The organism is Dickeya chrysanthemi NCPPB 402 (genome assembly GCF_000406105.1).
GTDB classification, from domain to species: domain Bacteria; phylum Pseudomonadota; class Gammaproteobacteria; order Enterobacterales; family Enterobacteriaceae; genus Dickeya; species Dickeya chrysanthemi.
In genome coordinates, this window is sequence record NZ_CM001974.1 from 3,754,667 (window position 1) to 3,767,551 (window position 12,885).

At 62.7% G+C, this 12,885-nt stretch carries 15 protein-coding genes; 2 read left to right on the top strand and 13 right to left on the bottom strand.

Annotated elements, in window-relative coordinates; genetic code table 11:
- The first annotated feature begins 162 nt into the window (after nucleotides 1-162).
- Both DCH402_RS16515 and DCH402_RS16520 read left to right on the top strand, forming a co-directional pair.
- The gene (locus DCH402_RS16515; protein WP_012768898.1) at nucleotides 163-447 is read left to right on the top strand and encodes a DNA-damage-inducible protein J; all 285 of its coding nucleotides are present in this window, start codon (nucleotides 163-165) and stop codon (nucleotides 445-447) included.
- A complete protein-coding gene (locus tag DCH402_RS16520; RefSeq protein ID WP_040002301.1) occupies nucleotides 444-755 on the top strand; it encodes a type II toxin-antitoxin system RelE/ParE family toxin in 312 nt (103 codons plus the stop codon). Before DCH402_RS16515 ends, DCH402_RS16520 begins: the two co-directional genes overlap by 4 nt.
- 46 nt (nucleotides 756-801) lie before the next feature.
- On the opposite strand, the gene DCH402_RS16525 is transcribed toward DCH402_RS16520, so the two are convergent.
- The 13 genes from DCH402_RS16525 to DCH402_RS16585 all read right to left on the bottom strand — a co-directional run.
- Complete coding sequence (locus DCH402_RS16525) at nucleotides 802-2,040, bottom strand: TraB/TrbI/VirB10 family type IV secretion system protein (RefSeq protein ID WP_040002302.1); 1,239 nt, start codon at nucleotides 2,038-2,040, stop codon at nucleotides 802-804.
- Nucleotides 2,041-2,042: 2 nt separating this feature from the next.
- Nucleotides 2,043-2,924: a P-type conjugative transfer protein TrbG gene (trbG, locus tag DCH402_RS16530; RefSeq protein ID WP_050583323.1), complete on the bottom strand. Its 882-nt coding sequence runs from the start codon at nucleotides 2,922-2,924 to the stop codon at nucleotides 2,043-2,045.
- The gene (trbF, locus tag DCH402_RS16535; protein WP_040002304.1) at nucleotides 2,921-3,625 is read right to left on the bottom strand and encodes a conjugal transfer protein TrbF; all 705 of its coding nucleotides are present in this window, start codon (nucleotides 3,623-3,625) and stop codon (nucleotides 2,921-2,923) included. Before trbF ends, trbG begins: the two co-directional genes overlap by 4 nt.
- Before the next feature lie 2 nt (nucleotides 3,626-3,627).
- On the bottom strand, nucleotides 3,628-4,608 hold the full coding sequence (gene trbL, locus DCH402_RS16540) for a P-type conjugative transfer protein TrbL (RefSeq protein WP_040002305.1): 981 nt from the start codon (nucleotides 4,606-4,608) through the stop codon (nucleotides 3,628-3,630).
- A complete protein-coding gene (gene trbJ / locus DCH402_RS16545; protein WP_040002306.1) occupies nucleotides 4,608-5,339 on the bottom strand; it encodes a P-type conjugative transfer protein TrbJ in 732 nt (243 codons plus the stop codon). The genes trbL and trbJ overlap by 1 nt, the downstream gene beginning before the upstream one ends.
- A complete protein-coding gene (gene trbE / locus DCH402_RS16550) occupies nucleotides 5,339-7,789 on the bottom strand; it encodes a conjugal transfer protein TrbE (RefSeq protein ID WP_040002307.1) in 2,451 nt (816 codons plus the stop codon). Before trbE ends, trbJ begins: the two co-directional genes overlap by 1 nt.
- A 10-nt stretch (nucleotides 7,790-7,799) precedes the next feature.
- The gene (locus tag DCH402_RS16555) at nucleotides 7,800-8,072 is read right to left on the bottom strand and encodes a VirB3 family type IV secretion system protein (RefSeq protein WP_040002308.1); all 273 of its coding nucleotides are present in this window, start codon (nucleotides 8,070-8,072) and stop codon (nucleotides 7,800-7,802) included.
- Entirely contained in the window at nucleotides 8,069-8,416 is a 348-nt protein-coding gene (locus tag DCH402_RS16560; RefSeq protein WP_013316520.1) for a TrbC/VirB2 family type IV secretion system protein, read from the bottom strand. Before DCH402_RS16560 ends, DCH402_RS16555 begins: the two co-directional genes overlap by 4 nt.
- Nucleotides 8,413-9,423 carry a P-type conjugative transfer ATPase TrbB gene (gene trbB, locus DCH402_RS16565; RefSeq protein WP_040002309.1) on the bottom strand — a complete coding sequence of 337 codons (1,011 nt, stop codon included), beginning with the start codon at nucleotides 9,421-9,423 and terminating at the stop codon, nucleotides 8,413-8,415. Before trbB ends, DCH402_RS16560 begins: the two co-directional genes overlap by 4 nt.
- Nucleotides 9,420-9,860 carry a ribbon-helix-helix domain-containing protein gene (locus tag DCH402_RS16570; RefSeq protein ID WP_040002310.1) on the bottom strand — a complete coding sequence of 147 codons (441 nt, stop codon included), beginning with the start codon at nucleotides 9,858-9,860 and terminating at the stop codon, nucleotides 9,420-9,422. Before DCH402_RS16570 ends, trbB begins: the two co-directional genes overlap by 4 nt.
- A complete protein-coding gene (locus tag DCH402_RS16575) occupies nucleotides 9,857-11,812 on the bottom strand; it encodes a conjugal transfer protein TraG (RefSeq protein ID WP_040002311.1) in 1,956 nt (651 codons plus the stop codon). Before DCH402_RS16575 ends, DCH402_RS16570 begins: the two co-directional genes overlap by 4 nt.
- Nucleotides 11,813-12,029: 217 nt before the next feature.
- Entirely contained in the window at nucleotides 12,030-12,290 is a 261-nt protein-coding gene (locus DCH402_RS16580) for an entry exclusion lipoprotein TrbK (protein ID WP_196808448.1), read from the bottom strand.
- A gap of 24 nt (nucleotides 12,291-12,314) precedes the next feature.
- The coding region (locus DCH402_RS16585) for a LysR family substrate-binding domain-containing protein (RefSeq protein ID WP_040002312.1) at nucleotides 12,315-12,885 on the bottom strand (571 nt) is incomplete at its 5' end.

Here is a 12,885-nt window from a genome sequence, read left to right on the forward strand (position 1 = left end):
GGGGGATACACATCATGTTCCTCCACAACAGAGCCGCCCCAGTATCCTGAGAACAGCGTTACACGGTAAGCCGACCCGCTCTTCAAAAAAACAGCAAAAACTGACGAGATTGGATAAAATGGCACCACAAGTGACAACACATGCAATCTATCGGAGGCTGTCATGGGGACAATACACTTCAGAATTGACGAGGAAACCAAACGCCTGGCTATGAAGGCTGCTGAGCGTCAGCAGGTCAGTCTTACCGAACTGATGCGACAGCGTGCGGAAGAACTGGCCGAGGAAGAGCGACAGTACCAGCGCCATACCGGTGATGAATGGCTGGAAGCGAAAATTCAGGAAGCCTTCGCCCGTTACGATGCCGGTGAGGTCCAGTTCATCAGCAATGATGAGGCCAGTCAACGTATGGCGGCGCTGAAAGCGCAAGCCGCTCGGGGGGAACTGTGACGGCAACGGTTCGCTGGGAAAGGCAAGCTATCGCTGACCGCGAAGACATTTACCGTTACCTGTACCAGAACGCGGGACTGGAGGTCGCCAATGCCACCGATGACAAATTCGCCGCCGCAGTGGCGCTGCTGGAAACCACCCCGGAAGCGGGCGTCAGCATAGGGAAATTGGGAGAACGGCGTAAACTGGTGCTAGCCCGGCTGCCGTTTATTTTGGTCTATGCACTGAAACGCCACAGCGGCGACGTACATATCTTGCGACTATTGCATACCGCCCGGGATGTGTCGGCACGCTACCGTTCCAGATAAACGCCCATTCAGGCCCCCTGCTTCGTTCCTTCTCGTCCATACCCATTCAGCGCGCACTCCCCTGATTAAAAAACAGTGGTTGATACGGCCTTAACACCAAATCCCTGTTGACGATGATACGAACCGGCAGACCTGGCCGTTCGGTCAGTGTCGGCTGAATATCGAGGTTACGCCGGGTGAGCTCTTGTCCCGCCTGACTGACCGAATCCTGCAAACTGTCACGTCCGGCAAGGATAATACGATCGCCATGCTGTCGGTTCTCCGGGGCAGCGAGTTCAGCTCCCACCCCCAATAGTGTAGTCATTGCTGCACCGGCAATCACACGATCCCAATGCCAGTCCACCTGATCTTCCAGCCCGATATAACCGGCCGGGTCGGCACCGGCCAGATTATCCAGCGTCAGCGACGACGTATCCGGCAGGATAATGCGGTTCCAGACCACCTGAACCCGGCTTTGCCCATAGCTGACCTGGCTGTTGTATTTACCCAGCAAGCGCGAGCCTTGCGGGATTAGCAGATAATGTCCGGTCGCCGTGTCGTAGACCGGTTCGGTGACAGTGGCGATCACCGGCCCCGGCAGGTCGGAACGAATACCGGTCACCAGCGCCCCGGCAATCACTGTTCCTGCCATCACCTGATAAGGCGAAGTCGGTAGCCGCAGATCGCCGTGATTTCGGGTATCAGTCATGTCACCGAGCAGGAACGCCTCTTTCTGATCCTGCCGGATACCGGAAACCGCCCCCTGTTCTGTCATAGGGTCAGCCGCAATCGGGGCTGGATATGGGCTGGTGGACGCCGGCGGTGGTACCGGCTGGCTGCCACGACGAAAGAACACCGGCGAGGCGGCAGCGTCTTCAGCTTCTTTCAGGCGTGCCTGACTCGCCGATTCATAGGCATCTGGCCCGGATGGTGTGGCCGCCTTAGCGGCGCGGATCATGGGCGGTCCCATATCCCCCGGCAGCGGCGGCCCCAGCACAGGCGCTACCTCCGCAGGTTTCGTCGGCAACCGGGTGTAATCCGCCGGTAGCCGGCTTAGTGCTTCGGTTTTCGCCACCCGCTCGACGTTATAACGTTCAGCCGGTTCACCGTTATCATGCGGCTTGGGGCGCTGCAACGCCCACAGCGTCGCTGCCAGCACCGCCAGCGCCAAACCGCCGGTCAGGATGAACAGCGATCGCCGATTCAGCCGGGTCACCGGGCGTGGCCTGCTGCGCAGCGCCAGTGTCTCGGGGGCCACTTTATCTGACGGTGCTGGCGTGCTATCCGCCTGTGATTCTGGTTGCATATTCACGGGCTCCGTCCATCGGTACGCGTAATGCGCACCACCTGGGCACTGCCATTGCCCAGCCGCAGCTCGGCCGCCCCGAACAGCCGGTCCACCACGTAGTACGGTGGCTGGAACCGGTAATTCACCAGTTGTCCGTCCCCCTGTGGGCCGATGACGAACAGCGGCGGCAGTTCACCCTGCGCGATACCGGCCGGAAACCGGATATAGACCTTTTCCCCGTCATCAAACACCTGTCGGGGGAACCACGGCGGGCGATCACCGCTGATGGCGTAACGAAAGTGGAGCCTGCCCGGTGCCAGTGCGCTTTCCGGTGACCGGAGCGATGTGGCTGGTGAGGGTATCAACGCCGGATCGGCCGGGTACTGCCACGACACCGTCACCATCCAGCGCGTCCCGCCGGAGGTCATCAGCAACAGATAAACCCGCCGGCTGGTGGTGATCACCAGGTTGGTTTTCAGCCCGGCCCGCACCGGCTTGACCATGATATTGACGCGCTGTTCGCTGCCCGAGCCGCTGGTGGTATCACCGACAATCCAGCGCGCCGTATCACCGGCCGCCACATTTGTCAGTGTTTCACCCGGTTGCAGGGCAATCACGGTGACGCGCTCCGGTGCCGTATAAAGCCGATACATCGTCCCCTCGGCATAGCGCCAGGACGACAGGTCGCTGTTATCTGCAACGCGCCAGATATTACCACCCGACAGTTCGCCCCCCATTCGTCCAGGCACTCCGTTCTCCCCCTTCCCCACCACTATAGAGGCCGGTGGCATCGGAACAGGCTCATCCAGATCGACAACCGGTGGCCGGTTTCCCATACCGCGACACCCGGTCAGCGCCAGTATCAGGTAACAGGCAGGACCGTAATACCACCACATTCTCATGGCTGACTTCCTTCCGGCATCGCCAGTTCCCGGCTCCACGACAACCCGTTGATATAAATGCCCAACGGGTTTAACCGTAACTGCTGTTCGGTACGCGGCGTGTGCTGTACAACGGTCAGCATGGCGGTCCAGCGTCCAGTCCCCGACGGAGTGCCGTGGATAAAGTGTTGTTCGCTCCAGCGCACTTCAAACGATCGATCGCTGGAGCGCACCACACTGGCAATCTGCACCGTGACGGACTCGTTACCAATACGGCCAAAGGGATCCTGGGCGCGGGCATAGGCGTTGAGCACCGCAGCACCCTGATCGGTGGTATAGGCATACGCCTCCAGCCAGTTCTGCCGCACCACAACCGGGTCAAGCGAGAGTGAACGCACCAGTGTGATAAAACGCGCCAGATGGTAGGCGATTTGTGCCTCGCTGGGCTGGTACGTCGTCACCGCCGGGGCCACCGCCCGCACTTCCCCGGATTTTTCCACCTCCACCACGTAGGGGACGAGGGCCGATTGCATCGCCCGCCAGATTAGAGCGGCCGCCATCAGCAACGCCAGCAGCAGACAGCCAAAGGCCATCAGTCGCCAGTTCCTGGCTTGCACCCGAGCAGTGCCGATGCGGGTATCCCACACCTCGGCGGCCGCCTGATACGGCGTGGCGGGGGATGGTGTTTCGCCATAGTGCACCTGCGGTCGCCGAAAACGCATGGTCAGCCCCCTTCCCGGTCGGACTCACGCAGAGTCGGGCCGCCGCTGCTGCTGCCGTGCTCTGCACTGCGCAACGTATGCGCCACCGTGCCCGCCGCCTGCGCCAGCGCGCTGGTTCCCGCCGCGACGCCAGCGACTCCCAGCGCCGTTCCGGCCAACGCTCCGGCCCCCAGTTGCGGTGCGCCGCTCACCAACCCGGTGGCAATTCCCGGTCCGAAAATCCCCAGTGCCAACAGTGCAAGCGACGCCAGCATGGCGACCAACGCCTGATCCAACGAGGGGTCATCCGGACTCAGGGCCAGCGAACCGAACAGACCGGTGCCGATCCCCACGATCACCGCCAGTACCAGCACCTTCACACCGGATGCCACCACATTGCCCAGCACTTTCTCTGCCAGAAACGCCGTCTTGTTCCACAGTGCGAACGGCACCAGCACAAACCCCGCCAGTGTGGTCAGCCGGAACTCCACCAACGTGACGAACAGTTGTATCGCCAGCGCGAAGAAACTCAGTACCACCACCAACCAGGCCAGCAGCATGACGGTGACGGGCACAATATTGATGAACACATCAGGGAAACCACTCAGGCGGTCGATTTGATGCAGCAGAGGGGCAGCCGTCTCTATACCGGTTTTGGCTAACCGCCCGGGCTGCAGAAACGTAGCCAGACTCAGCGCCGCACCACCGGCCTGCAGGCCCAACCCGGCAAATGAGCGAAACACTATTCCCGACAGCCCGTTGAAGTTGTTGAGTATGTAAGCAAACGCGCCGACATAGAGTACCTTGCGGATCAGCCGTGCCATCACATCCTCTCCCTGCCCGCCCGCCTGCGACAGCGCCCAGTACAACCCCGCCAGCGTCATGTCGATCGCCACCAGCGTGGCGGTCAGAAAGGAGACTTCACCGCGCACCAGTCCAAACCCGGAGTCGATGTAGGTCGAAAAGGTATCGAGGAAGCGGTCAATCACCGACACATCGTCCATCACTCACCGCCGTCCTTACCGTAAAAGTTCACCGGCTGCGGCGTGTAAGGGGTCCCGGTGCCCAGAAAACGCCGCGTGATTTCCCGGCCGCGTTCAACCGCCGCCGCCTGTCGCGCCAGCTCCAGCGCGACCGCCCGGTCCTGCGTCAACTGGAGCTGCTGGCCCTGCATCGTTTGTTTCGCCTGCAACGCCAGCAGTTGGTTTGTCGCCTGCATGGCCTGCAGGGCACCGGTGGCCGCCTGACTCTGCCCGACCAGCGCGGACAGCGTGCTTTCGTCCGCCGACAGGCTCTGCACCATCTGTGCCTGCATCTGCAAAGCGGTATGCAAGCCTGCCAGCGTGTTGACCCAGCGCGCACGGGCATCCTGATACAGGCGATCGTGGCCCACTGTGGTGGCATACTGTTCGGGGTACAGCCGCGCAAAATCTGAGTCCATGCGCTGCACCTCATAGGCCAGGCCACGCGCCTGGGCAATCAACCGGTCCGTGCCCGCCAGTGTGGTACGCAGTTGATCAGTTACCGTGAACGGCAGGCGGGTCAGGTTGCGGGCCTGATAAATCAGCATCTGCGCCTCGTTCTGCAACTGGATGACCTGATTGTTGATCTGATCCAATGCCCGGGCGGCACTCAGCGTGTTCTGCGCATAGTTGGCCGGATCAAATACCGTCAGTGCCTGCGCTGGACGCAGCGGCAGCAACGCCAGCAGGATGACAAGCCACACAGATTTCATCACGGTGTCCCCCTGCACGGTGGAGAGGAAATCGGCTGCGCCGCTGGAGTAAACCCCGGCAGCAGGTCGGCCGCCCACGCCAGCCCCCGGTGACGCAACCAGGCGCCGGCGAAATCCGGGCGAGGATCCTGTGCCAGCAGGCGGTCGATATCACGCTGACTCTGTGGTGAGGCGGCCGCGGCAAACGCCAGCGCCACCGGCCCCAGATCGAGATCGAACCGGCGGTTGCCCTGTCGGGACTGGTAGTAGTAATCCCGTTTGGGCTCTGCGGCAGCCAGCATGGCTATCTGCCGGGCATTAAGACCAAACCCCTCATAGATGGCCCGGATCTGGGGTTCGCTGGCCTGTGGATTGGGCAGGAAAATCCGGCTGAGGCAACTTTCGATGATGGCCGGTGCCAGGGCAGAGCGTTGGATATCCGCCAGCGACTGGGTGGCGAATATCACACTGACGTTTTTCTTGCGCAGTGTCTTGAGCCACTGCCGGATACGCGCCGCAAACACCGGTTCATCAAGAAACAACCAGGATTCATCCAGGAGCAACAGCGTCGGCGCGCCGTCAAAACGGGTTTCCAGCCGGGCAAACAGGTATTCCAGCACCGCCAGTACCGCCGCCTTACTGGGCATCAGCGCCTCCATTTCAAAGCACTGCACATCGGCGTCGCCCAGCCGCTCCTGATCGGCATCCAGCAGGTTGCCGTACGCCCCGCCCAGCACATACGGCGCCAGTGCCTGACGCAACGCCAGCGACTGCAACAGGACCGACAGGCCGGTCAGGGTACGCTGTTCAACCGGCGCACCTGCCAGGCTGTCCAGCGCCGACCAGATGGCGGCCTTCTCCTCCGGCCCCACGTTCACGCCCTCCTGCCGGACACGTCCCACTACCCATTCCGCCGCCCAGCGCCGCCAGCCCGCCTGATCGATCCGGGCCAGCGGCTGAAACGCGATCGCCCCGTCAGCCCCCAGATCATAATGCTCACCCCCCAGTCCCAGGGTAGTGGCGCGCAACGAGCGGCCGACATCAAAAAGAAATACGCGCGAGCCGGGATAGCGACGAAACTGCATCGCCAGCATGGCCAGCAGCACCGATTTGCCCATCCCGGTGGGCCCCACCACCAGCGTATGCCCTACGTCGCCAATGTGTGTCACCAGCCGAAACGGCGTGGCGCCATCGGTCCGGGTTACGATAAGTGGCGGCCCGTCAAGGTGAGCATTGTTCTCCGGCCCGGCCCAGACCGCCGACAGCGGGATCAGGTGCGCCAGATTGAGGGTGGAAATGATCGGCTGGCGCACATTGGCATACACCTGGCCGGGCACCGACGAGAGCCAGGCGTCCACCGCGTTCAGCCGCTCCGGACAGGTCACGAAGCCTCGCCCCTGGATCACCTGCTCGGTCTGGCGCCGTTTTTCCTCCGCGTCCTCCGCCTCATCGGCCAATACGGTCACGGTGGTGGTGACGTAACCAAACGCCGCCTGATCGCTGCCCAGCGCCTGTAACGCCGCATCGGCATCGGCCGCCTTGTTGCCGGCATCGTTATCCACCAGCGGACTTTCCTGCTGGAACACGGTCTCGCGCAGCAGTGTCGCCACGTTTTTCCGTTTCACAAACCACTGTCGGCGCAGGCGGGCCAGCGCTTTTTCCGCCTCCGCCTTGTCCATGAACAGAAAACGCACCGACCAGCGGTAGGCAAACCCCAGCCTGTTCAGGTCGTCCAACATGCCCGGCCAGGTGGAGGACGGAAATCCCCGCACCGTGATCGTCCGCAGGTGTTGGTCGCCCAGCATCGGCGCTACTCCGCCCGTCATCGGGCTGTCGGCCAGCAAGGCATCCAGATGGAACGGCACCGCCGGCACGCCAAGCCGGTAATGCCGGGTCGATACCGTACCATGCAGGTAGGTCAGCGTCTGGCTGTCATCCAGCCAGATGAGCTCCGGCATGACGCCGGTCATCAGGTCAGACAGGCGATCGGTCTCCGCCACAAAGGCCGTGAGCCGTTCCCGCCAGTCCACACGCCCCGACGGGGTGTTCTCGTCTAACCAGGCCACCGTACGTGACTGCGCGTCCTCCGGCGGCAGATACCACAGGGTGAGGTGGTACAGGCTGTCAAAATGGCCCCCCTCCACCTGAAACGCGGCACGCCGCTCTTCGTCCACCAGCCAGGAGAGCGCCTCGGGGAAGCGGGAATGCGGATACGCGGCGGCAGGTCGCCGTTCGGCGTCGGTAAACAGCGCCCAGTTGCTGCCGAGGCGGCGCAGGGCGTTATTCAGGCGGGCAGCGGTGGCGATCAGTTCGCCGGGGGTGGCACTGTCCAGATCCGGCCCGCGAAACCGGGCGGTGCGCTGGAACGACCCGTCCTTGTTCAGCACCACACCGGGTGCCACCAGCCCCGCCCACGGCAGCCAGTCGGCCAGTAAGGCCGGGCGATGACGGTATTCGGCAAGATTCAGCATGGTACGCCCCTCAGACATCCAGCTGCGACGGGTGGCGGATATGCCGGGCAAACACCGTCATGAACTGCGGATCCTCCCGCGCGCCCCATACTGCCAGCGTATGCCCAACCACCCACAGCACCAGCCCCGGCAGCCACAGCTGCAACCCCAGCCCGACGGCGGCGGCCAGCGTGCCATTGGCAATCGCCACCGTGCGCGGTGCGCCCCCCAGCAGGATCGGCTCGGTCAGCGAGCGGTGCAGCGGTACGTCAAAGCCGGGTAACAGCGAGTATTCGTCACTCATACCACCGCCCCGCCGGCAAAGCTGAAAAACGACAAAAAGAACGAGGAGGCGGCAAAGGCAATCGACAGCCCAAACACGATCTGGATCAGCTTGCGAAATCCGCCCGAGGTATCGCCAAAGGCCAGCGCCAGCCCGGTGGTGATAATGATGATGACCGCGATAATGCGCGCCACCGGCCCCTGTATGGATTCCAGGATCGACTGCAGCGGCGACTCCCATGGCATACTTGAGCCACTGGCGTAGGCCGTCAGCCCCCACAACAGGCTGACGGCCAGTGCGGCTCCAGGCAGACTACGTCGAACGAGCCAGCAGTCGGAAAAGCGAAGAGCAAACGGGAGCATCATGATGAGCCTCCGGGTGAGGGTGTCGATATCGCAGGACCGGGAGAACCAAGGTTACTGAGCTGGTAGTGCGTGCCGTCAAAGCCGGTCACCCGGACCAGCGAGGCGATACGGCGTGCCTGCCCACGCCCGGTCAGGTATACGATCAGGTGGATGGTGTCGGCGATCAGCGCCCGGGGCGGGGTGATCGCCACTTCGAGGATCAGTTGTTCCAGCCGCAGCAATGCCCCCAGCGCAGACCCCGCATGCAGGGTGGCTATCCCGCCGGGGTGACCGGTTCCCCAAACCTTGAGCAGGTCCAGCGCCTCGCCGCCACGGACTTCACCGACGATGACGCGATCAGGGCGCAACCGCAGCGTGGTACGCACCAGTTCGGCCATGCTCACCACACCCGGCCGGGTACGCAGGGGCACCTGATCGCGTGCCACACATTGCAGCTCCACGGTGTCTTCCAGCACCAGCACCCGATCGCCGGTCTCGGCAATCTCGGCCAGCAAGGCGTTGGCGAGTGTGGTTTTCCCGGTACTGGTTCCCCCGGCAATCAAAATGTTGTGTCGCTCACGTACCGCCTGACGCAGTACCCCGGCCTGCGCGGCGGTCATCATCCCGTCAGCAACATAGCGCGCCAGCGGGATCACGCCGGCGGCACGCTTACGCAAGGCAAACGCTGGCCCAGGCGCTGCCGGCGGCAGTATGCCTTCAAAACGTTCACCGGTTTCCGGCAATTCCGCCGTCAGCAGCGGCCGGTGGCGATGCACCTCGGTACCGACATGGGCCGCCACCAGCCGGATGATGCGTTCCCCCTCGGCGGCAGACAGCCCACCCTCCAGCGGAGCCAGGCCGGTGGACAACCGATCCACCCACAAGGTGCAGTCTGGATTAAGCATGATCTCCACCACATCGGGATCGTCCAGCGCTGCTGCAATCAGCGGCCCCAGTGCGGTGTACAGCATATGCCGGTGGCGCGTACGGGATGCACACATCGTATCGCCCGCGGATATGTTGCTCATGGCATCTCCTGCGTCGTCTCGTCCGCCGTGTCGGGCTGAAGCTCCCGACAGACGTCTTGCACCAGACTGTGTCCGCGCAGCAAGTGGCGGCCCAGTTGCTCGACAAACTGCCCGAAACGCACACGGCCCTGTGCGTTGGCGGCATCTTGATGGGCGCCAGCCACTGGCGGGCTGACGGTCAGGTAGTAGCGGATAAACAACGCCAGCGTTTCAATCTGAATGGTTTGATCGCGCTCCAGCCGCCCAAACTGGCGTGACAGCTGATCCAGTCGCCGGCTCAGGAGGCTGTCCCGTTGCCCTCCCGCATCCGGCGACAGCCAGGCGGCCAGCGCGGCCGCGACAATGGAGGATTTCGAGACCCCTTTTCGGGTCGCCAGCTCGTCCAGCCGCCGGGCGTGTTCAGGTGGGATAAACAGATTCAGGCGATACTGACTCATGGTGCTTCCCCCCTTTCCGGGGCCGACGTGGATCGTGTAGGGAACCGGTTCACCGTGTCATCCGCCAGCCACGACAGATCGCTGACCGGTGCCATCGACGACGGCATGGGGACAGTGATGTCGCCTTGTCCGGCTGACGGGTGCCCTTCCCCGTCATCGTCAGGGTCAGCCAGTCCGGTCATCCCGGATGGCACCGGCACCGCCGGAAGGCGCAGATCGCGCCAGTCATCCGGTCTGGGCTCAGGCACATCGGTGTAATGACCGTCTGTCAGCGACGGCGGCGGGAGAACACGCGACTGAAAGTTAGCATCCGCGAAGTAGCGCATCTTTCTGGCGCGGATCGGCGGCTGGCTGCCCACCATCACAATGGCGTCACTGGCGGGCAACTGCATCACCTCACCGGGTGTCAGCAATGGCCGGGCTGATTCCTGACGCGCAATCATCAGGTGCCCCAGCCAGGGGGCCAGCCGGTGACCGGCATAGTTGCGCTGGGCGCGCAGCTCCGTGGCGGTGCCCAGCGTGTCGGAAATGCGTTTAGCCGTGCGCTCGTCGTTGGTGGCAAAGGCCACCCGCACATGGCAGTTGTCCAGAATCGCGTGGTTCGGGCCGTAGGCCTTGTCAATCTGGTTAAGCGACTGGGCAATCAGAAACGCGCGCAGACCGTAACCGGCCATAAACGCCAGGGCCGATTCGAAAAAATCCAGCCGCCCCAGCGCCGGGAACTCGTCCAGCATCAGCAGCAAGGTATGCCGCCGGGTGGTGCCGTCAGCGTCCTCCAGCGACTCCGTCAACCGGCGGCCAATCTGGTTGAGGATCAGCCGAATCAACGGCTTGGTGCGGCTGATATCCGATGGCGGCACCACCAGATACAGCGACACCGGATGACGGGCCGCGATCAGGTCGGCGATGCGCCAGTCACACCGCGAGGTCACCGCCGCTACGGTCGGGTCGCGGTACAGCCCCAGAAAGGACATGGCGGTGGACAAGACGCCGGAGCGCTCGTTGTCGGATTTGTTGAGGACCTCGCGGGCCGCCGAGGCAATCACCGGGTGCGGCGCATCGCCCAGATGTGCCGTGGTCATCATCCGATACAGCGTGATCTCAAACGGACAGTCTGGATCGGAGAGAAAATTGGCGACGCCGCGCAGGGTCTTGTCTTCCTGTGCATAAAGCACATGCAGAATGGCCCCCACCAGCAGCGCATGGCTGGTTTTTTCCCAGTGGTTGCGCCGCTCCAGCGCCCCTTCCGGGTCAACCAGAATATCGGCGATATTCTGCACGTCGCGCACTTCATGCGCACCACGCCGCACCTCCAGCAACGGATTGTAAGCCGCCGAGCGGGTGTCGGTCGGATTGAACAGCAGACAGTGGCTGAAACGGGCGCGCCAGCCTGCCGTCAGTTGCCAGTTCTCGCCTTTGATATCGTGCACCACGACGGAGGCTGACCAGCTCAGCAGTGTGGGCACCACCAGCCCAACGCCTTTCCCCGAACGAGTGGGTGCAAACGCCAGCACATGCTCAGGCCCCTCGTGGCGCAGATATTGCCCGTTATGCAGCCCGAGGAACAGCCCGGACGGCCGGTACAACCCCGCCCGACGAATATCCTGTGTCCTTGCCCAGCGTGCCGAACCGTAAGTCGTGACATGCCGGGACGCGCGGGCGCGCCATACCGACAGGGTCATCGCCACCATTGAGGCCAGCAAACTGCCGCCGCCCGCGATGGCACCGCCGATATCAAAGACACGCGGCGCATACCCGCCAAACACAAACCACCATTCAAACAGCCGCCACGGGGGATAAACGGGAACGCCAATGCCCTCGAACCACGGGGTGCCCAGGCGCGGGGAATACCCCAGCGCTGCCGCGGTCCATTGCGTGGCGTACCACACACCGGCGATCACGACACTGAACACCACCACAACCTGCCCTACCAGTATGCCCTGCCCCTGCATTGCCGCCCCCTTCTCGCCCTCAAGGCGGCACAACGGTTATGCCACCTGCGAGAGAGCATCGGTGCGGGCTCAGCCCAGTGCAAAGACCGTTACCGACTCAATCAGGGAGCAAAAAGTCACAATGCGTACAGGGGAGAACGTGAGCACAGTGCAACCCGCCATGGCGTAACCGGGCGTAGAAGGTGCCGGGAGTGATTTTTGTGATGATGGCGACGACTCAGAATTTGGGCGGCGTTTTTGGTGGCGTGTAGGGGGTTCCCGTCCCCAGAAACTGTTTGGTGGTGGCATGTCCAACGCGATTGCACAGCGCATTCCCCACGCGATCCCAGTCGTCATGGCACTGCTGGCGCAGTTCCTTTAATCGCTTCGGGTTAGCCAGTAATGACTCTACCGTCTCCGTTGCCGGTACGGTGCCCGTGCCGATACACCACAGCACGATGCATAAGAAAACACGGAATGAAAACATAAGATTACGCATGAGGGTTCTCCGATAAACGTCAAATCAGGTGACGCCATCAGGCGAGTTATCGTCCGCCCACGCCAGCGCGTCAAGCCGCTCGATAAAGCGCGCCACCGTTTCTGGCGGATCCCCGGCATGGCGCAACAGATAGGTGGTCATCATGGGTGTTTTCCCGGCCAGCGGGCGGGCCACCACCCCCAACGCCCGGCTGGCCGCAATATGAGAAACGTCAGCCAGCCCCAGTGCAAACCCGGCGGAAACAAGGGTCATCATCAGGTCGAACGAGATAACCTGTTCGGCAATCAACGGCTCCTGCGCAGAACGGCGCAAAACCTGCGCTACCTGACGTGCATGTCCTTCACATACCCGCGGGTCACACAACACCAGCGGGTAACGCAGCACTTCGTCCAGCGGGATCTGGCTGTAGGCCAGCAAAGGATGCCGGGCAGGAACCGCCACCATTAACGGCTCGGCCCAGACCGGCTCAGCAGTGATATGCTCGCCCACTGCATCAGACAAGGCAAAACCCACATCGTACAGCTCATCCTGCAATCCCTGAATTTGCTGAAAGAGCGGCATTTCAAACAGGCGAATATCCACCTCGGGCTCTTCC

What these genes read in the sequence shown, in the direction of transcription:
- DCH402_RS16560 (WP_013316520.1), bottom strand. Translation starts at nt 8,416, where the DNA reads ATGATGCTCCCGTTTGCTCTTCGCTTTTCCGACTGCTGGCTCGTTCGA.
- trbB (WP_040002309.1), bottom strand. Translation starts at nt 9,423, where the DNA reads ATGAGCAACATATCCGCGGGCGATACGATGTGTGCATCCCGTACGCGC.
- DCH402_RS16525 (WP_040002302.1), bottom strand. Translation starts at nt 2,040, where the DNA reads ATGCAACCAGAATCACAGGCGGATAGCACGCCAGCACCGTCAGATAAA.
- trbE (WP_040002307.1), bottom strand. Translation starts at nt 7,789, where the DNA reads ATGCTGAATCTTGCCGAATACCGTCATCGCCCGGCCTTACTGGCCGAC.
- DCH402_RS16555 (WP_040002308.1), bottom strand. Translation starts at nt 8,072, where the DNA reads ATGAGTGACGAATACTCGCTGTTACCCGGCTTTGACGTACCGCTGCAC.
- DCH402_RS16580 (WP_196808448.1), bottom strand. Translation starts at nt 12,290, where the DNA reads ATGCGTAATCTTATGTTTTCATTCCGTGTTTTCTTATGCATCGTGCTG.
- trbJ (WP_040002306.1), bottom strand. Translation starts at nt 5,339, where the DNA reads ATGAAATCTGTGTGGCTTGTCATCCTGCTGGCGTTGCTGCCGCTGCGT.
- trbL (WP_040002305.1), bottom strand. Translation starts at nt 4,608, where the DNA reads ATGGACGATGTGTCGGTGATTGACCGCTTCCTCGATACCTTTTCGACC.
- DCH402_RS16515 (WP_012768898.1), top strand. Translation starts at nt 163, where the DNA reads ATGGGGACAATACACTTCAGAATTGACGAGGAAACCAAACGCCTGGCT.
- trbF (WP_040002304.1), bottom strand. Translation starts at nt 3,625, where the DNA reads ATGCGTTTTCGGCGACCGCAGGTGCACTATGGCGAAACACCATCCCCC.
- trbG (WP_050583323.1), bottom strand. Translation starts at nt 2,924, where the DNA reads ATGAGAATGTGGTGGTATTACGGTCCTGCCTGTTACCTGATACTGGCG.
- DCH402_RS16575 (WP_040002311.1), bottom strand. Translation starts at nt 11,812, where the DNA reads ATGCAGGGGCAGGGCATACTGGTAGGGCAGGTTGTGGTGGTGTTCAGT.
- DCH402_RS16570 (WP_040002310.1), bottom strand. Translation starts at nt 9,860, where the DNA reads ATGAGTCAGTATCGCCTGAATCTGTTTATCCCACCTGAACACGCCCGG.